A 17054-nucleotide genomic window follows, 5' to 3' on the forward strand; every position below is an offset into this window, starting at 1 on the left:
CAGTGGTCTCAGAAAACACCGGGCTCATTGGTCACACGCGCCGCAGTGTCCACACATCGTGGATCTCCTTGCGGAATGCTGTCAACCTGCGGTGATGCAAGGTCCGTTCAAGGGCCATCACAATTTCGACACACCAGGAACGATCAACTCCGAAAAGGCCTCGGGTTCATTTCTGTGTCGACTTGGACAGATATCCCCTTTATTGCCCGAAGGGACTTCCCGACCGGACTTCCCGACCGGACTTCAGGCATTGCAGAGGAGCCCGCGTGACCACCCGCACCACCGCGCCCGACCTCTCCGGCAAGGACCCGGACTGGTGGCGGCAAGCCGTCGTCTACCAGGTCTATCCCCGCAGCTTCGCCGACGCCGACGGGGACGGCCTCGGCGACATCAGGGGCGTCACCCAGCGCCTCGTACACCTGGCCGCCCTGGGCGCCGACGCCCTGTGGCTGAGCCCGTTCTACCCCTCCGAACTCGCCGACGGCGGCTACGACGTCGCCGACTACCGGGACGTCGACCCGCGCCTCGGAACCCTCGGCGACTTCGACGCGATGGTCGCCGAGGCGCACCGGCTCGGCCTGAAAGTGATCGTTGATCTTGTCCCGAACCACACCTCCCGTCAGCACGTCTGGTTCCAGGAGGCGCTCGCCGCCGGGCCCGGGTCCGCGGCCCGTGAGCGGTACGTCTTCCGCGACGGCCGGGGCGCGCACGGCGAGCAGCCGCCCACCGACTGGCAGTCCGTCTTCGGCGGCAGCGCCTGGCGGCGGGTGCCCGACGGGCAGTGGTACCTGCACCTGTTCGCCCCCGAGCAGCCCGACCTCAACTGGGCGCACGAGGAGGTCCGCGAGGACTTCCGCACCACCCTGCGCTTCTGGTCCGACCACGGCGTCGACGGCTTCCGGGTCGACGTGGCGCACGCCCTGGCCAAGGACCTCTCGGAGCCGCTGCGCGACCTCGGCGACCCCGAGCTGAGCGGCGACCACGCCCTCGACCGGATGGCCCCGGGCACCCACCCGTTCTTCGACCGCGACGAGGTCCACGAGATCTACCGCGACTGGCGCACGATCCTCGACTCCTACACCCCGCCCCGCATGGCCGTCGCCGAGGCCTGGGTGCCGGGCGCCCGCCGCGCGCTGTACGCCCGCGCGGACGAACTCGGCCAGGCCTTCAACTTCGAGTACCTCCAGACCCCGTGGGACGCGGACGCGCTGCACCAGGTCATCACCGACTCCCTCACCACCGCCCGCGCGGCCCACGCCTCGGCCACCTGGGTGCTCTCCAACCACGACGTCGTACGGCACGCCTCCCGCCTCGTCCTCCCCCCGGGCACCGACGAGAACGCCTGGCTGCTGTCCGGCGGCCACGCGCCCGAGGCCGACCTCCCGCGGGGCCTGCGGCGCGCTCGCGCGGCCACGCTGCTGATGCTGGCGCTGCCGGGATCGTCGTACGTCTACCAGGGCGAGGAACTCGGCCTGCCCGAGGTCGCGGACCTGCCCTTCGAGGTGCTCCAGGACCCGATCTGGGAGCAGACGGGCCGGGTGCGCAAGGGGCGTGACGGATGCCGGGTGCCGCTGCCGTGGACGCGGAGCGGGCCGTCGTACGGCTTCGGCGCGGGCGGTTCCTGGCTGCCGCAGCCGGAGTGGTTCGAGGGGTACGCCGTCGAGGCCCAGGACGGTGTCGAGGGCTCCACGCTGGAGCTCTACCGCACCGCCCTGCGCCTGCGCCGCAAGCTCCTCCAGGGCGAGGACCTCACCTGGACCGGCTCCGCCCCGGCCGGAGTGCTGGACTTCGCCCGGCACGAGGGGTGGCGGTGCGTCACCAACCTGTCGGAGACGGCCGTCCCGCTGCCGCCGGGCGAGGTACTGCTGACCAGCAGCCCGCTCGAGAACGGGCTGCTGGGAGCAGATACGACGGTCTGGCTCAGCTAGGACCTGTCGTTTGGATCAGTCCGGCGTCGCGGGGTCTGGCACGCGCATCTGCCGCGTTGTCGTCACTCGCCGACGCTCCGCGTCGACTCCCTCCTCCGCCTTGCAGCTGCACGCACCAGACCCCGCTCGGCTTGCCAGGTCTGCACTGTTTCTCACAGCCGGCCTGATCCAAACGACAGGCCCTGGCGCTACCCGACGGTCGGCGTCGGGCTGGCGCCCGCGGCCGGGGTGGCGCCGCCGCTCGCGTTCTCGCCGGGGACCGCGAGCGGGGTGGACGTCGGGTTCGCCGGTGGGGTGAGCACGACCATCGGCGCACCCGGCTGCGGGGCCGGTGGCGTGAGGTCGACGTCGGGCAGCTTCGGCGGCGTGGTCTGCATGAACAGCGCCTGGTCGAAGTTGACGAAGCCCGTCTTCTCCATGACCGTGATGTGGTCGAGCACCGTGTCGTTGGCCATGTCGGCCAGCGAGCGCACCAGTGAGTTCTTGGTGGTGGAGCGGACCTTCGCGATCGTGTTGAAGATCGAACCGTGCGTCACCCGCAGGATGTTGGCGAAGTTCGAGTCGAACTGCTGGCCCGAGCTGGAGTCGATCGTGTTCACGAAGCCGACCTGCTGCGGGCTCGCCACGTTCGGGATGGTGATGTTGAGCATCGGGGCGATCTTGCGGCAGGCGGCGTCCAGGGCCGCGTGACCGTCGATGAGGTGCCTTCCCGCCTCCTTGACCTCCGGGGTCGTGCCCTTCTGGAGGGCGATCTCCCCCAGCGGGTACTCCCACAGGCCCGCCGCGCGCACCTTGACCACGAAGTCACGGTCCAGCTCGGTCAGCGGGCCCCACTGGGTCTGCGCGATGATTCTGTCCTGTGCGGTGGCCGCCTGGCTGACACCCAGCATCGAGGGGTAGGCGAGTGCGCCGAGGGTCAAGGTGAGGGCTCCGCCCACGAACAGCGTTCCCATCGCGTTGCGCGAGAGTGGCACCGTGCCTCCTGCCCGGTAGGGGATCCCCGCCGGGAGGCGGGTCGGACGCACTGAAGTACGGGACGGAAGACGCCGGTGTTCAATGTGTGACGCCTTTCATGGGCGGCCTACCGGGACCTCACAGGTCACCGGTGCCCGGCGGTCCAGGTCACCACCCCCCGGCGAAGAAGCCGGCGAGTGCGCGCGACGAGTCCGCCGCGCTCAGCGAGTTGGCCACGGTCACCACGAGCACGACGGCCGCGAGCAGCCCCGAGACGACGGCCCCGGAACGCGCCGCGCGCCGCCACAGCACCACGCTCGCGCCGGTCAGCGCGAGCGCGACCAGGGCGGCCAGTACGGCCAGCACGGCGTGGTAGACGGCGAAGTCGCCGATCATGGCGGTCAGGGCGGGGGAGCGCGGGCCGGTGTGGTCGCCCGCGAGCTGCCGGCGGATCTCGGTGAGCGTGCTGCCCAGTTCACCGTCGGGACCGCCGCCCGTCAGCATGGGCAGCAGCGAGGCGAACGGCGCCGCCGCGCCCTGCACGTTGGCCATCAGCGCGACGAGGGCGAACAGGCCGAACACCCCGACGAGGGTGCCGTACACCGGGATCGGGACGCGACCGCTCCGCCCGCCTTCCCGGAGGGCGGTCCGCTGACGGCCGTACCGGCGAAGGACGACGGCGAGCGCGCACGCCACCGCCAGGAGCAGCGCGGAGACGACGGCCTTGACGACGTGGAAGCGGAACCAGAAGTCGACCGTGCTCTCCAGCCCGGCGGGCAGCTCCCCGCCGCCGGAGCGCCAGTACGCGACGAATCCCCCGCGGAAGGACTCCCCGACGTTCGCCGTGCTGACGGAGGTCCGGGCCAGCGCGTTCGGCGCGAGGAAGAAGGCGACGAGACCCGCACCGGCGAGCGCGGTCAGCAGACCGAGCTGCCGCCGGAGCGCGGCGGCGGGGCGGGACGGAGGGGCGAGGCTGCTCATGCCGCGAAGCTATCCCGGAGGCGGGCGGCCGATCTGTGGTGCAGGCCCCCGAGTCGGGGGTGGGGGCAGCCTCAGTTCGGCGGTCTCCCCCTGATCCGGTGTGGTTGACCGAACGTTGACCGGTTCGCGGTCGAGTCCGGGGGAAATCGCGGGAGAGACCTGACGCGCCCCGGACCTAGATTCGCTGCATGTCCATGCCACAGCAGCGGTCCCTGCCCGTCCTCCCGTACCGCAAGCCCACCAAGGGCCGCGACTACTGGGTGATCGACGACGTACTCCCGGACGCCGACGCCGTACGGGAACGCTGTCTCGCCAAGGACGACTGGGTGAAGGGATATCCGTACACCTCGGAGACCTGGCCCGGGCTGCGGACCATGCCGGGGCTCGAACCCGCCGAACTCGCGCGGGTGGAACGGCTGGTGAGGCAGGCGACCGGGGCCGGGGAGCTGTGGGTGCAGCGGGCGCCCGGCGGGGGCACCCTCAACCACAACTGCGTCCAGGTCGTCGGGGAGGGCGAGAGCGAGCCCCGGCCGCACACCGACTCGCGGGCGCTGTGCCGGTACGCGGCCGTCCTGTATCTCAACCCCGGTGTCCCCAAGGACTGCGGCACCAGCTTCTACCGCCAGTCCATGCCGGGCGGCCGGCTCGGCGGGAACGTCGTGCAGGCCCCGCACAACAACCTCGTCGAGGCGCTCGGCACCCGGTTCGTCGCGCCGGACGCCTTCGAGGAGGACGTACGGGTGCCCCACAAGCACAACCGGCTGCTCCTCTACAACGCCAACCTCGTGCACAGCGCCACCGGTTACTCCGGCCGCACGCTGGAGGAGAAGCGGATGACGGCGGTGTTCTTCTGGATGGCGTGAACCGGGCCGGGACCGGCGGGGATCAGTAGCGGACGGCCCGGGACACCTTCGCCCGCACATCCCCCGACAACTCGTGCGTGCTGCGGGCGGTGCCCTTCCCGGAGCCGCCCGCCGGCACGTCCGACACCGTCACCACCACCGCGTCCAGCAGCTTGCCGCCCCCGTCGGTGAAGTCCACCTCGACGGCGAACGACTTCGCCGAGTCCGCGGAGTTGGCGACGGTGACCGCCACCGTCGTACGGCCGTCCGAGCCCGTCGCGGGCGTGCCGAGCCGTACGTCGCCCTTGGCGTCGACGCCGTTCCTGATGTCGTCGAAGCGTCGGCCCGCCTCCGCCGTCGCCGAGGACACCGCGTCCCCGGCCCGGGAGGCGGCCGAGGCGACCTTGCTCGCCACGGAGGACGGGGTGTCCCCGTCGGAGCAGGCGGTCAGGCCGGTGAGGCCGGTGAGGGACAGGGCCGTCAGCAGCGCGGCCGTCGTCCAGCGGGTCATGTCGCCTCCAGGTGGCTTTCCCCCAGTGAAGGGCCGTCCCCGTACGGCCGCACGCCCGCCGTCACCCGAATGGCCCACTCCCGTGGTGGTCGCCGGGGCTCCGCCGGATGGTCGAAGCACATCGACCACGAAAGGTGGACACGGCCATGACCCAGCAGCCGCACGCCACACAGCCGTCCGCGAGCACACCCCCGGCCCCGGCCCCCGCTCCCGGACTCGGCCCCACCCCGGCGGAGAACGCCTGGGCCGCCGGCGGTGTCGTCTTCGCCGGTGTGCTGATGCTGATGAACGGCATCCTGGCGATCTTCCAGGGCATCTCCCTGCTCGCGAAGGACGACGTCTGGACCCGCGTCGGCGACTACGTCTACAAGATCAACCTCACCGGCTGGGGCGTGATCCTGCTCTGCCTGGGCGCCCTCGCCGCCGTCACCGGCGCGTTCATCCTCAGGGGTGCCTCCTGGGCCCGGATGACCGGTATCTTCCTGGCCTCGCTGAGCATGCTCGCGCAGTTCCTCTTCCTGCCCTACGCGCCGGTGTGGTCGGTCATCATGATCGGCATCGACTTCTTCGTCATCTGGGCGCTCGCGGTCTACCAGCCGGAGAAGCGGGCCTGATCCGCCGAGCGGCATTCACGCTGGGCAGTCGCATGGTTACCCTGTGCTGAGCGGAGTGCTTACGGGGGGTGCCATGGGATTCGGCTTCGGGCAGCGGCGTGGCGGTCAACTCCCGGTGGAGCTGACCAGCTTCGTCGGACGGACCGGTGAACTCGCCCTGGTGCGTGAGGCGTTGCGGCGGGCCCCGCTGGTCACCCTGGCCGGGCCCGGCGGCGTCGGCAAGAGCCGCACCGCGCTGCGGGCCGCCGCCTGTCTCGCGGAGACCTTCGAGGACGGCGTACGGCTCGTCGAACTGTCCGCGCTGCACGACCCGGAGCTGGTCCCCGCGACCCTCGCGGGCGTCCTCGAACTGCCGGAGCAGTCCGGGCTGAGCGTGCTGGACGCGGTCGTCGAACACCTCAGGCAGCGGCGGCTGTTGCTGGTCCTGGACACCTGCGAGCACCTCGTCGACGCGTGCGCGATGCTCTGCGACATCCTGCTGCGCGAGGCCCCCGGGCTCAGCGTCCTCGCCACCAGCAGGCAGCCGCTCGACGTGCCCGGCGAACACCTGGTGCCGATCGCCCCGCTGCCCGCCGAGGACGCCCTCGCCCTGTTCGCCCAGCGCGCGGGCACCGTCACCGACCGGGAGCAGACCCTCGCCCTCGTCGAGCGGCTCGACGGCATCCCGCTCGCCCTCGAACTCGCCGCCGTACGACTGCGCGCGGTGCCGCTGGCCGAACTCGTCGCCCGTCTCGACCACCGCTTCGAGGTCCTCACCGGCGGCCGCCGCACCGCCCTGACCCGGCACCAGACCCTGCGCACCGCCATCGGCTGGTCCTACGAACTGTGCACTCCCCAGGAGCGGTTGCTGTGGGCCCGGCTCTCGGTGTTCGCCGGGTCCTTCGAGCTGTCGGCCGTCGAGCGGGTGTGCGCGGGCGGCGACCTGGCCGGCGGGGAGGTCGTCGAGGCGCTGATCGGGCTCGTGGACAAGTCGGTGGTCCAGCGGATCGGCGAGGACGGCGGCCGCTACCGGCTCCTGGACACCATCCGGGAGTACGGCGCCGAGCGGCTGGCCGGGGCGGAGCTGGACGCCGACGCCGTACGGCAGCGGCACTTCCGTCACTACGAGGAGCTGGCCGGGCGGTTCTGGGAGGAGTTCCTGAGCGCGGCGCAGGTGCGGCTGCACCGGGCCGTGCGGGAGGACGTCGCCGATGTGCGGGCCGCCCTGGAGTACGGCTGCTGCGGGGACGGACGGGCCGCGGACGCGGTGCGGATGGCGGCGCGGCTCGGCTTCCACTGGCGGGCGGCGGGCGCCCTGTCCGAGGGCCGGTACTGGATCGACAAGGGGCTCGCCCGGCTGCCCGAGGACTGCGCCGAGCGGGCCTGGGGACTGCTGATGACCGGCGTCTTCGGGGTGTGGACGGCCGATCTGGAGACCGCCCTGGAGCGGCTGCCGCAGGCCCTGGAGGTGGCCCGCAGGGCGGGCGAGGAGCGGGTGGAGCTGTTCGCCGACTCCTATCTGACCGGGCTCGCCCTGCTCGGCGGGGCCGGGGCGGAGGGCGAGGCGGCCATGGAGCGGGCCCAGCGCAGGCTCTTCGACACCCGGGACCCGCTGGGCATCGTCGTCACCCACTACGAGACCGCCCTGCTGCGCGCCGCGCTCGGCGACACCGACACGGCGACGGAGCTGTGCGAGGCGGGCCTCGCCCACCTGGAGGGCACCGGGGAGCGCCAGATCTACGGCTCCACCCTGACCACCCAGGCCGTCATCCTGGCCCTCACCGGCGAGTACGACCGCGCCGCCGACCTCTTCCGCCGGGGCCTGGAGGCCGCGAGCGAGGTCGGGGAGGTGCTGGTGGCCGCGCTCGCCTGTCTGGGACTGGCCTGGACGGCGGCCCGGGAGGAGCGGTGGGTGCGCTCCTGCTGGCTGCTCGGGTACGCCGAGCACGCGCGGCGGCTCAGCGGCGACCCGGTGGCCATGCTGCCGCGGCTCCTGGAGGAGCAGGAATCGGTCCAGAAGGCGGTGCGGGCCGCGCTGGGCGCCGAGGAGTTCGAGCGGTGGCATCGCGTGGGCGCGAAGATGCCGGGGCGGGCGGTGCTGGAGGCGGTCCGGGCCGGCCTCGACGAACCACCGGCGCCGGAGCGTGCGGTACCGGGCCCGCGCACCGCCTCGGCGGCCCTCACCCGGCGCGAGCGGGAGGTCGCCGCGCTGGTCGCACAGGGCCTGTCCAACCGGGAGATCGCCGAGCGGCTGGTCATCTCCAAGCGGACCGTGGACGCCCACGTCGAGCACATCCTCGCCAAGCTGGGGGTCGCCTCACGGACGGAGATTCCGGCGGTGGCGGGGCCGTGAGGTGTGGTTGCTCGACCCTGGGGAGCGGTCGCGCGGTTTTGGGCAGCCGTGCGTGCCGGGGCCCCGTACGTACCTGTCCTGTCGGCTAGGTACACCTATCTGTCGGCCCCGGTATACCGATCTTCGTCGTTCCGGTCGGTGGCCGGTCCCGCGCTGCGACATGCTGGTCGTGCCGCCGGGGGAAGGACGTGCGGGGTGTCGGCAGTGCTGGTCAACCCCACGGCTGTCATGGCAAGGCACCCGGTACCGCGCCTCCCCGGCGGCACCACGCAGCACCCCCTGGCGTGGGGCTGCCCTGGTCGGCGGGGCAGCCCCCACTCCGGGCTGCTGCGGGCTCACACGTGCCCGAGGCCACCGCTGCCGAAGCCGCCGCCCGAACCGGGCTGCCAGCGCTTGCGGTGCTGGTCCTTTCCTCGTCTGCTTCCCGAGTGACGGAGCTGGTACGGCATCAGCCGCTCCCGCCCGTCCGCGGCGGCCGGCATCTCGTCCGGCTCCCGCATCTCCCGGATCTCATGGACCGGCCCGGTCTCCGGGAGGTGCGGCTGCTCCTCGCTGAGCGGCCGCGGCAGCTCCCGGTCCTGGACCCGCATGCCGAACTGCACGGCCCACACCAGTGCGCCGGCGATGAACAGCCCACCGGCAAAGGCGGCGATCACGTTGAGTACTTCGCTCGACGAGGCCGCCAGGACAAACGTCGCCGTACTCATACTCCGATTATCGCCGAATCGGCTCGATCGGGGAGTTCCGCGGCACCACCGTGACCCGGTGGAAGTTGCACTCGGCCGGGCCGCCCGGCTGGGGGCCCTTCTGGTGGGCCTTGAGGGCCACGCTGACCAGGCTCATCAGCAGGTCGACGTCGGTCTCGCAGTCGAGATGCACGGTGACCCAGCGTGACCCCGGCACCAGCCGCACCGCGGTGGACTCCAGGAGGTCGGCGTGGAACCTGTGGATGGCCGGTTCGGTGAGATGCAGGTCCACGTCCCGGCCGGGGTGGAAGTGGACGATCTCGCTGGGTCCGCAACGCAGCGCCAGCCCGGCGCCGCAGCTGGGCAGGTCCTCACGGAGGTCGGACCACGCCGCCAGGCGATCCAGGGCACGCTCGGCCGGAGTCATGTCTCCATCGTCGCCCGATCACCGCCCCGCAACCAGGGGTTGAGTGAAATGTAACCGGGGCGTGAGGTGTCGCGTGCGCCACAAGTGACGCGTCAGCGCTCGAACTTCCAGGTGATGTGGGTGTCCGTCGCGTCGACCACCGTGACCGGGATCTCGACGGTCCTGCCGTTGTGCCGGGTGCCGGTGCAGGTCATCGTCGTCCCGGGGACGGCCTTGAGGCCGGTCGGGCAGGACGGGGCGTAGAGCTCGGTGCCGACCCAGGGCAGCGGGTGGTAGAGGCTGAGGATGCGGCCCGCGACGATCTTGGGTTTGAGGGCCGGCCGGCCGTCGACCGTCACCGTGTCGTACCGGTTCAGCTCGGTCGTCGAGCGGTTCTTCGAGACCATCACGTTGACCAGCGCGAAGAAGGCGAGCAGCGCGAGGGCCCCGCCGACGACACCGGCGAGGATCCCGGAGTTCGGCGGACGAAGACGGGGCACATCGGCCAATCTACGTGGTCAGGGGCGTGCGCGGGGGTGGAGGGTGAGCGGGGTCACGGTGGCGGGGCCGGGCGGGCTGGCGTGGGTGCCGGGGGTGGCGTGGTTGCTGTGGCCCTGTGTGTTCCACGTACTCCACCGTCCCGAGGCCCTTCCCACGGCCTCGCACATCCCTCGCCCGGTCCTCCCCGGTTCTCACCCGGTCCTCCCGCGGATCGCCCAGGCCCGTGCCGACAGGGTGATCGAGCCGTCGGGGGCGGTGGGGACGGCCGTGCGCAGGGTCTCGCGCAGGTCTTCGCGGTCGGCCAGGGTGAGGGCGGCGACATAGCCGGGGGCGGGGCCCTGGCCGGCCAGGAAGGGGCCCCACAGATCGGCGAAGTCGGCGAAGACGGTGGGGACTTCGATGGCCCGTACGACCACGTCGTCGAGTCCGGCGTCGGTCCACAGGTCGTGCAGGGACTGGGGACGGCAGTGCGGGAAGCGGCGGCCCTCGTCCAACTCGGCAGCGGCCGGGTCGAGTTCGGCGGCGGTGTCCCAGAAGTGCCGCAGCAGGCCCATGCCTTCGGCGTAGTCCCACACGTACGCGGCCACGAGACCGCCGTGCGGCCGGACCGCGCGGACCATGCCGGTGACGGCCGCGGCGGGGTCGGGCAGGAAGTTCAGGGTGAGCCCGCTGACCGCCAGGTCGAAGGCGCCGTCCCGGACCGGAAGCGCCTGGGCGTCCGCCACGACCGCGCCCCGGGCCGCCCGTACGAAGGCCTCGGAACGGTCGCAGCCCAGCACTCGGCCGGGGCGGCAGCGCTCCCGCACCACCGCCGACAGCACACCGGTCCCGCAGCCCACGTCCAGCCAGGCGAATCCGTCCGGCCGGCCGAGCCAGGCCGTGAACTCCCGCGCGACCGCCCTGCTCCAGCGGCCCATGAACCGGTCGTAGGCGGCGCCGGACGCCCACACGTCGTATCGCTGTTCGTCCATGCCTCCCACGATCCTCGCCCGACCGGGTTTCTTCTCGGCTTCGCGCCGGGAGGGCGGGGACGAGGGAGTTCACGGCCTGGCTCGGCCGGGACAGGGCGGCACCGTCCACGTGCCCGGGCGGGCTCAGCTGTAGAGCGCGACCCTCGGCTGGACGGTCCCCTGTGCCTGCGGGTTCAGGACCGTGATCCGGTACGTCCGGGTGAGGGTCTCGCCCGGGTGCAGGGTGTGCTGGGCGGAGGGCAGGTCGGTGAAGAGGGTGCCGGTCTGGGAGGCGGTCTGGACGGGCTGCCAGCAGCCGTCCGCCGTGCGCTGTTCGACCAGGACGTCCGAGGGGGTGAGGAACGGGCCCGCGTCGGGGGACTCCAGGAGGAGTTGCGGGGCGACCGCCCGGTCCGCAGCGGTGTCGTTGCGGTAGGTGACGGTGACCTTGTGGTGCTTGCCGTCGGCCGTGAGGGCGGTGGCGGGCCGGTCCACGAAGTCGACCGGTACGGCGGGCTGCTGGGCCTGGGCGACGGCTGCGGGGCTGGTCCGCACGGCCGCCGCCGCGGGGCCCGCGGCGGCCAGGCCCGCGAGGGCCACGGCCACGGAGACGAACGCGATCCTGATCTTTCCGGTGCTCTTCGACACGTTCACTGTTCCTTGGGGTACGTGGGGGAGTTCTCCGTAGATGAGACATCAACTAGTGGGAATGCGTTGCTCGTATCCCGTGGATATTTCGTGAATACCACCCAGTAGGTCATCTACGGCTTCCAATTCCGCCATAGCGGACTGATAGCTTCCGCGTCACCGGCCAGGGGGAACGTCGCCGGTAACCGACCTTCACAAATGAATCCAGGCGGAATTCCTTGCGTACCACGCGTGAAAACCCCAGTGGAAGGCACCGCTGGGTGCCGAGAAGCAGGCGCGGGAGAATACTCGCGGCCTCCGGCATGTCCGTATTGGCGCTGGCGCTCGTCGCTCCTCTCGCGTCCGCGGCCCTCACCAACCCCTCCGACCCGACCCCACCGGTCTCGGCGGACCACGTCACCGACACCTCCCGACTGCCCTCGGGCTGGCAGAAGTCCGGCGACCGGATCGTCACCTACGACGGCGACGGCACCGGACTGCACGTCCTGGTCGCCGACGCGGCCGACGCCTACAAGTGGCACACCGCGGCCACCCTCTCCGAGCCCGGCGTCGACACCGACCAGTGGATCGGCCAGACCTGTCTGACCGGCTCCGGCGACCGGGCCGTCGTGGTCTACGCGCCCCGGCAGGCCGTCAACGACCAACAGGGCTTCCAGCAGGGCGCGTTCGCCGCCGTGGTCGACCTGGCCGACGGCAGCGTGACCAAGCTGCCCGAGCTGGTCTCGCTCGCCTACTTCAACCCCGGCTGCGGCTCCGGCGAACAGGCCGTGCTGACCCGCCCGCAGGGCGACGGCACCGAACTGCTCACCGTCGACACCGCGCGGGCGAAGCTGGTGCGGCAGCAGACCGTCGCCGGGCAGCTGACCTCCGCCGTGCCCTTCGGGGACGGCATCGCGGCCGCCAACGGCGACTCCGTGGTCTCGGTGGACGCCAAGGGCGCCACCAGCACCCTCGCCAAGACCGGCGGCACGCCGTTCCGGCTGGTCCCGGACGCCCACAGCGGGCTCGCCTACCAGGTCCCCGACGGGGCGAAGGTGCAGGTCCGCCGGGTCACCTCGGCGGGCACCGACAAGGTCCTCGGCTCCGGCACGCTGGGCTCCCTCGCGGTGCGCGGCACCGGCGGCCGGGTCTTCGTGACCGGCACGGCCGCCGAGGACGCCGTGAAGTCCCTGCCGAAGAGCTGGCGGACGCTGGACGTACCGGCCACCGCCGAGGTCTCCAGCACCGGCGATCTCGCGCTGACCTCCGTCGGCAACGGCTCCGAGGCGTCCGGCGGCAAGAAGGCCGCCGCGGGCACCGCGCAGCCCGTCGGCATCGACGCGGTGCTGCCCGGCAGCGACACCCGCCTCGACTTCACGGTGAAGCCGAAGGGCGCCGCCGCCCAGGGCACCGAGCAGTCCCCGGCCCTCTCCGAGGGCGTGCACACGGACAGCGTGACCCCGGGCGACGACGACCCGTCGACCTCCACCACCGACCCCGACCGCGCCTGCGCCGTCACCCGCAACGACCCGAAGCTCCAGTCGCTCCAGCCCTCGACCGCGCAGGCCGAGTGGGCGACGGACCTCGCCGTGCAGGGCAAGCTCGACGTGCGCCGACGCAGCGGCTGGAACGGCAGCGAGCTCCCGTCGTACACCCCGCAGGGCCTGTTCCCGTCCACCCCGCTCAAGGGCGGCGGCCGGGTCCCCGCGCAGATCATGCTCGGGGTGCTCTCCCAGGAGTCCAACCTGCTCCAGGCCAGCTCCCGGGCGGCGGCAGGCGAGAGCAGCAACTTCATCCAGGGCGGCTACTACGGCAACGCCGGCAGCGTCCACACCGTCAACTGGGCCGCCGCCGACTGCGGTTACGGCATCGCCCAGGTGACCAGCGGCATGGCCGAGGGGGACACCACCTACACCGCCGAACAGCAGCAGGCGATCACCGTGGACTACGCGGCCAACATCGCCGCCGGTCTCCAGATCCTCCAGGACAAGTGGAACCAGCTGTACGACAAGGGCCTGCTCGTCAACGGCGGCGACCCGAAGTACCTGGAGAACTGGTGGCTCGCGCTGTGGGCCTACAACAGCGGCTTCAACCTGCCCAGCTCGACGGACGCGAGCGCCCCGTGGGGCCTTGGCTGGTTCAACAACCCGGCCAACGGCCTCTACCCGGCCGACCGCAAGATGTTCCTGTCCTCCGGCTACGACGACGCCCGCAACCCCAACCTGTGGACGTACCCGGAGCGGGTCCTCGGCTGGGCGGCCTACTCCCAGCAGAAGACCGACCCGGCGACCGGTGGGACCGTCAAGTCGTTCACCGTCGGCGACTGGCCCACGGGCAACGCGCCCGACGCGCAGCCGGCGTACGACACCTTCTGCGAGCCCACGGTCAACGACTGCGACATCACCAAGCCGCACAAGGTCGAGGGCTCCAGCCAGCCCGTGGGTCCCTGCCAGCGCGACGACTTCAAGTGCTGGTGGAACGAGCCGGTGAAGTGGACGGACTGCGCGGCCACTTGCGGCACCGAGGTGCTCAAGTACGCGACGCACGACCCCGAGCCGAAGGTCACCTCGCCGCGTCCGGCGGCCTGCGCGTCCACGCTCCCCGCGAACGCGCTGATCGTGGACGACGTGCCGAACACGGTGAAGTTCCGGGTCGGTTCGGCCAACCCCTGTGCGGGCCAGCGGAACTGGACCAGCCGGGGCACCCTGAAGTTCACCTTCGGGTCGGCGCAGCAGAACGGCGCGACCGTCTACCCGTCGAAGATCGACTTCCATCAGCTGGGCGCCGGGTTCGGCGGGCACTTCTGGCTCACCCACACCCGGGTGCCGAGCTTCACCGACTCGGTGGTCACCGGCACCTGGACGCCGGACCGGAAGATCGCCGGGTCGGCGGAGGTCATGGTGCACCTGCCCGACCACGAGGCGAACACGCCGTCGGCCACCTACCGGATCGACCTCGGTGACGGGACGGTCGTGGAGAAGACGATCTCCCAGGACACCGGGGGCAAGAACGCCTGGGTGTCGCTGGGGTCGTACGACTTCAAGGGCACGCCGAGTGTGTCGTTGCGGTCGGACACGGCGGACGGGACGGGGGACGCGTCGATCGCCTGGGACGCGCTGGCGTTCGTGCCGGTGAAGGGGAAGTAGTGCCTCTGCCGCGCCGTCGTGGCCGGTCGCGCAGTTCTCCGCGCCCCTGAAAGCCGTGACTGAACCGGCGTAGTCCACTGAGCGCCCGCCGTCGATCCACCGGAGCGACGGCGGGCGTTCCCCTGCACGCACCAGCCCTCTCGACACCGGCCACCCCCACCCACCTGGGGGCGCGGGGAACTGCGCGACCGGCCCCCACCGGACCCGCACCCGCCGACGGCCATCCCCCGGAGGGGGACTCACCCCAGAGACACCCCCGCGCGTGCCGCCTCCACGAACGCCGTGATCAGGGCCGGGTCCTTGACGCCCCGGCTCGCCTCCACCCCGCTGGAGACGTCGACGCCCCAGGGGCGGGTGACGTCCACGGCCTCGCGGACGTTCTCCGGGGTGAGGCCGCCCGCCAGGAGCCACTTCTCGCCCGCGCCCGCGATCTGCTTCCTCGACCAGTCCCACGCGATGCCGGAACCCGGCACCGGGGCGTCGAGGAGGAGCATGTCCTCGCCGAGTTCGCCGCAGCGCGGCACGGCGTCGCCGAAGGCCGCCGCGCGGATCAACGTCCAGCCGCCGCCGGAGAGTTCGGCGTAGTAGGCGCGGTCCTCGGGACCGTGCAGCTGGACCGCCCCGATGCCCGACCCGGCGGCCGCGGAGCGTACGTACTCGAGAGGTTCGCGGCGGAAGACCCCCACGGTCAGGATGTGCTCCGGCACCCGGGCGGCCAGCCGGGCGGCCGTCGCGGGGTCGATGCGGCGCGGGCTCTCGGAGAAGACGAACCCGATGGCGTCGGCGCCGGCCTCGACGGCCGTGTCGACGTCCTGCTCGGTCCGCAGGCCGCAGATCTTCACGAAGAGGGTCATGCGGCCAACCGTATCCAATTCGTATCCATGAACAACGATCACATACGTAACCGTTGACGCGGCCATGGCAAGCGCTTACCGTCCCGAAGGATAAGTGCCCCCGTCGCCGCACACCATGGAGACGAACGATGCACCTGAGATCCTTCATCGCATCCGCCGGCCTCGTCGCCGGCACGCTCGTCGCACTGTCCGGCACCACCGCGCAGGCCGCCACCACCCGGTACGAGGCCGAGACCGGCCCCGCCATCTGCACCGGAGCCATCGAGACCGAGTACGCCGGCTACTCCGGCAGCGGTTTCTGCAACGGCACCAACGCGACCGGCGCCTACGCCCAGTTCACCGTCTCCGCGGCCTCGGCGGGCACGGCCACTCTGAGCGTCCGCTTCGCCAACGGCACCACCACCGCCCGCGCCGCGGACATCATCGTGAACGGCTCCACGGTGTCGTCGGCGTCCTTCGAGTCCACCGGCGCCTGGACCGGCTGGACCAACAAGACCCTCACCGTCCCGGTGAACTCGGGCACCAACACGGTCCGGCTGAACCCGACCAGCGCCAACGGGCTGCCCAACGTCGACTATGTGGACGCCGAGACGTCCGGTACGACCACCCCGCCCGCCGCCGGCACCCTGTACGTGTCGCCGAGCGGCACCGACGGCGCGGCCGGCACGTCGACCGCGCCCACCACGCTCACCTCGGCGATCAGCCGCGTCTCGTCCGGCGGCACGATCTACCTGCGCGGAGGGACGTACACCTACTCCTCGACGGTGACCATCCCGGCCGGCGGCAACGGCACCTCGGCCGCCCGCACCACGCTCGCCGCCTACCCGGGCGAGACGCCGGTGCTCAACTTCGCGGCGCAGAGCGAGAGTTCGTCCAACCGCGGGATCCAGCTGAACGCCGACTACTGGAAGATCCAGGGCCTGGTCGTCGAGCGGGCCGGGGACAACGGCATCTACGTCGGCGGCAGCCACAACGTCATCGAGCGCACGGTGACCCGCTACAACCGGGACACCGGGCTCCAGTTGGGCCGTATCTCGTCCTCGACCCCGGCGAGCGCGTGGCCGTCGGACAACCTGATCCTGAGCGCCGAGTCGCACGACAACGCCGACTCCGACGGCGAGGACGCCGACGGCTTCGCGGCGAAGCTGACCACCGGCACCGGGAACGTGTTCCGGTACACCGTCTCGCACAACAACATCGACGACGGCTGGGACCTCTACACCAAGACCGACACCGGCGCGATCGGCCCGGTGACCGTGGAGTACTCCCTGTCGTACAACAACGGCACGCTCAGCGACGGCTCCCAGGCCGGCAACGGCGACCGCAACGGCTACAAGCTCGGCGGCGACGACATCGCGGTCGACCACGTGGTGCGCAACAGCATCGCCTACCACAACGGCCATCACGGGTTCACCTACAACAGCAACCCCGGCTCGATGACCATCACGAGCAACGTCTCCGTCGGCAACACCGAGCGCAACTTCAACTTCGAGAAGGGCGGTTCGGTGTTCCGCTCCAACACCTCGTGCGACAGCGGGGCCACCGACCGGTACGTCGGCGACGCGGACAGCTCGAACCAGTTCTGGTCCGGCACCAACGGCTCCCGCTGCTCCGCGTACACGGGCGCGCTGGGCTGGTCGTACGCCTCGAACGGCAGCCTGGTGGTGACCTTCGGCGGCAGGCCGGTCACGCTGTAGGGCACGACGGGGACCCCGGGCGCCG

The 17054-nt window shown here is 71.7% G+C and carries 15 protein-coding genes; 6 read left to right on the plus strand and 9 right to left on the minus strand.

Translation table 11 applies throughout. The features are described 5' to 3' along the window. Positions 1–266 precede the first annotated feature (266 nt). Entirely contained in the window at positions 267–1928 is a 1662-nt protein-coding gene (locus G3I78_RS14765; protein WP_164424413.1) for a glycoside hydrolase family 13 protein, read from the plus strand. Between the two features lie 188 nt (positions 1929–2116). On the opposite strand, the gene G3I78_RS14770 is transcribed toward G3I78_RS14765, so the two are convergent. Beyond that, a complete protein-coding gene (locus tag G3I78_RS14770) occupies positions 2117–2881 on the minus strand; it encodes a DUF4142 domain-containing protein (protein WP_203615037.1) in 765 nt (254 codons plus the stop codon). Positions 2882–3050: 169 nt separating this feature from the next. Beyond that, the gene (locus G3I78_RS14775; protein WP_164424415.1) at positions 3051–3863 is read right to left on the minus strand and encodes a tat (twin-arginine translocation) pathway signal sequence; all 813 of its coding nucleotides are present in this window, start codon (positions 3861–3863) and stop codon (positions 3051–3053) included. Positions 3864–4051: 188 nt separating this feature from the next. Here G3I78_RS14775 and G3I78_RS14780 point away from each other — a divergent pair, with 188 nt between their 5' ends. Continuing rightward, a complete protein-coding gene (locus tag G3I78_RS14780) occupies positions 4052–4726 on the plus strand; it encodes a DUF6445 family protein (RefSeq protein ID WP_164424417.1) in 675 nt (224 codons plus the stop codon). 22 nt (positions 4727–4748) lie between these two features. Here the strand turns inward: G3I78_RS14780 and G3I78_RS14785 are convergent, their stop codons facing one another. After that, positions 4749–5216 carry a hypothetical protein gene (locus G3I78_RS14785; protein ID WP_164424419.1) on the minus strand — a complete coding sequence of 156 codons (468 nt, stop codon included), beginning with the start codon at positions 5214–5216 and terminating at the stop codon, positions 4749–4751. Positions 5217–5362: 146 nt separating this feature from the next. Between G3I78_RS14785 and G3I78_RS14790 the strand changes: the two genes are divergently transcribed. Both G3I78_RS14790 and G3I78_RS14795 read left to right on the plus strand, forming a co-directional pair. Continuing rightward, the gene (locus tag G3I78_RS14790) at positions 5363–5830 is read left to right on the plus strand and encodes a hypothetical protein (protein WP_164424421.1); all 468 of its coding nucleotides are present in this window, start codon (positions 5363–5365) and stop codon (positions 5828–5830) included. A 73-nt stretch (positions 5831–5903) separates the two neighbouring features. Beyond that, on the plus strand, positions 5904–8162 hold the full coding sequence (locus G3I78_RS14795; RefSeq protein WP_164424423.1) for a LuxR C-terminal-related transcriptional regulator: 2259 nt from the start codon (positions 5904–5906) through the stop codon (positions 8160–8162). Positions 8163–8497: 335 nt separating this feature from the next. On the opposite strand, the gene G3I78_RS14800 is transcribed toward G3I78_RS14795, so the two are convergent. From G3I78_RS14800 to G3I78_RS14820, 5 genes are all read right to left on the minus strand, one after another. Next, positions 8498–8869 carry a DUF6479 family protein gene (locus G3I78_RS14800; protein ID WP_164424425.1) on the minus strand — a complete coding sequence of 124 codons (372 nt, stop codon included), beginning with the start codon at positions 8867–8869 and terminating at the stop codon, positions 8498–8500. A gap of 7 nt (positions 8870–8876) precedes the next feature. Then, positions 8877–9275 (minus strand): luciferase family protein, encoded by a 399-nt coding sequence (locus G3I78_RS14805; protein WP_164424428.1) that lies wholly within the window; start codon positions 9273–9275, stop codon positions 8877–8879. A gap of 92 nt (positions 9276–9367) precedes the next feature. Next, positions 9368–9754 (minus strand): DUF4333 domain-containing protein, encoded by a 387-nt coding sequence (locus G3I78_RS14810; protein ID WP_343243755.1) that lies wholly within the window; start codon positions 9752–9754, stop codon positions 9368–9370. 192 nt (positions 9755–9946) lie between these two features. Next, entirely contained in the window at positions 9947–10726 is a 780-nt protein-coding gene (locus G3I78_RS14815; protein ID WP_164424430.1) for a class I SAM-dependent methyltransferase, read from the minus strand. 123 nt (positions 10727–10849) lie between these two features. Then, positions 10850–11353, minus strand: a complete 504-nt coding sequence (locus G3I78_RS14820; RefSeq protein WP_343243756.1) for a signal peptide protein — start codon at positions 11351–11353, stop codon at positions 10850–10852. A gap of 302 nt (positions 11354–11655) precedes the next feature. Between G3I78_RS14820 and G3I78_RS14825 the strand changes: the two genes are divergently transcribed. Further along, on the plus strand, positions 11656–14478 hold the full coding sequence (locus G3I78_RS14825) for a hypothetical protein (protein WP_164424431.1): 2823 nt from the start codon (positions 11656–11658) through the stop codon (positions 14476–14478). A gap of 239 nt (positions 14479–14717) precedes the next feature. On the opposite strand, the gene G3I78_RS14830 is transcribed toward G3I78_RS14825, so the two are convergent. Then, positions 14718–15332, minus strand: a complete 615-nt coding sequence (locus G3I78_RS14830; protein ID WP_164424433.1) for a phosphoribosylanthranilate isomerase — start codon at positions 15330–15332, stop codon at positions 14718–14720. Positions 15333–15460: 128 nt separating this feature from the next. Here G3I78_RS14830 and G3I78_RS14835 point away from each other — a divergent pair, with 128 nt between their 5' ends. Further along, positions 15461–17029: a carbohydrate-binding protein gene (locus tag G3I78_RS14835; RefSeq protein ID WP_164424436.1), complete on the plus strand. Its 1569-nt coding sequence runs from the start codon at positions 15461–15463 to the stop codon at positions 17027–17029. Positions 17030–17054: the final 25 nt, after the last annotated feature.

It is taken from the genome of Streptomyces sp. SID13726 (assembly GCF_010548375.1).
GTDB lineage: Bacteria > Actinomycetota > Actinomycetes > Streptomycetales > Streptomycetaceae > Streptomyces.

Bases quoted from the DNA above. Each gene is read 5' to 3' on its own strand.
- G3I78_RS14780 (WP_164424417.1), top strand. From the start codon at position 4,052: ATGTCCATGCCACAGCAGCGGTCCCTGCCCGTCCTCCCGTACCGCAAG.
- G3I78_RS14815 (WP_164424430.1), bottom strand. From the start codon at position 10,726: ATGGACGAACAGCGATACGACGTGTGGGCGTCCGGCGCCGCCTACGAC.
- G3I78_RS14770 (WP_203615037.1), bottom strand. From the start codon at position 2,881: ATGGGAACGCTGTTCGTGGGCGGAGCCCTCACCTTGACCCTCGGCGCA.
- G3I78_RS14795 (WP_164424423.1), top strand. From the start codon at position 5,904: ATGGGATTCGGCTTCGGGCAGCGGCGTGGCGGTCAACTCCCGGTGGAG.
- G3I78_RS14785 (WP_164424419.1), bottom strand. From the start codon at position 5,216: ATGACCCGCTGGACGACGGCCGCGCTGCTGACGGCCCTGTCCCTCACC.
- G3I78_RS14830 (WP_164424433.1), bottom strand. From the start codon at position 15,332: ATGACCCTCTTCGTGAAGATCTGCGGCCTGCGGACCGAGCAGGACGTC.
- G3I78_RS14800 (WP_164424425.1), bottom strand. From the start codon at position 8,869: ATGAGTACGGCGACGTTTGTCCTGGCGGCCTCGTCGAGCGAAGTACTC.
- G3I78_RS14835 (WP_164424436.1), top strand. From the start codon at position 15,461: ATGCACCTGAGATCCTTCATCGCATCCGCCGGCCTCGTCGCCGGCACG.
- G3I78_RS14775 (WP_164424415.1), bottom strand. From the start codon at position 3,863: ATGAGCAGCCTCGCCCCTCCGTCCCGCCCCGCCGCCGCGCTCCGGCGG.
- G3I78_RS14790 (WP_164424421.1), top strand. From the start codon at position 5,363: ATGACCCAGCAGCCGCACGCCACACAGCCGTCCGCGAGCACACCCCCG.
- G3I78_RS14805 (WP_164424428.1), bottom strand. From the start codon at position 9,275: ATGACTCCGGCCGAGCGTGCCCTGGATCGCCTGGCGGCGTGGTCCGAC.
- G3I78_RS14825 (WP_164424431.1), top strand. From the start codon at position 11,656: ATGTCCGTATTGGCGCTGGCGCTCGTCGCTCCTCTCGCGTCCGCGGCC.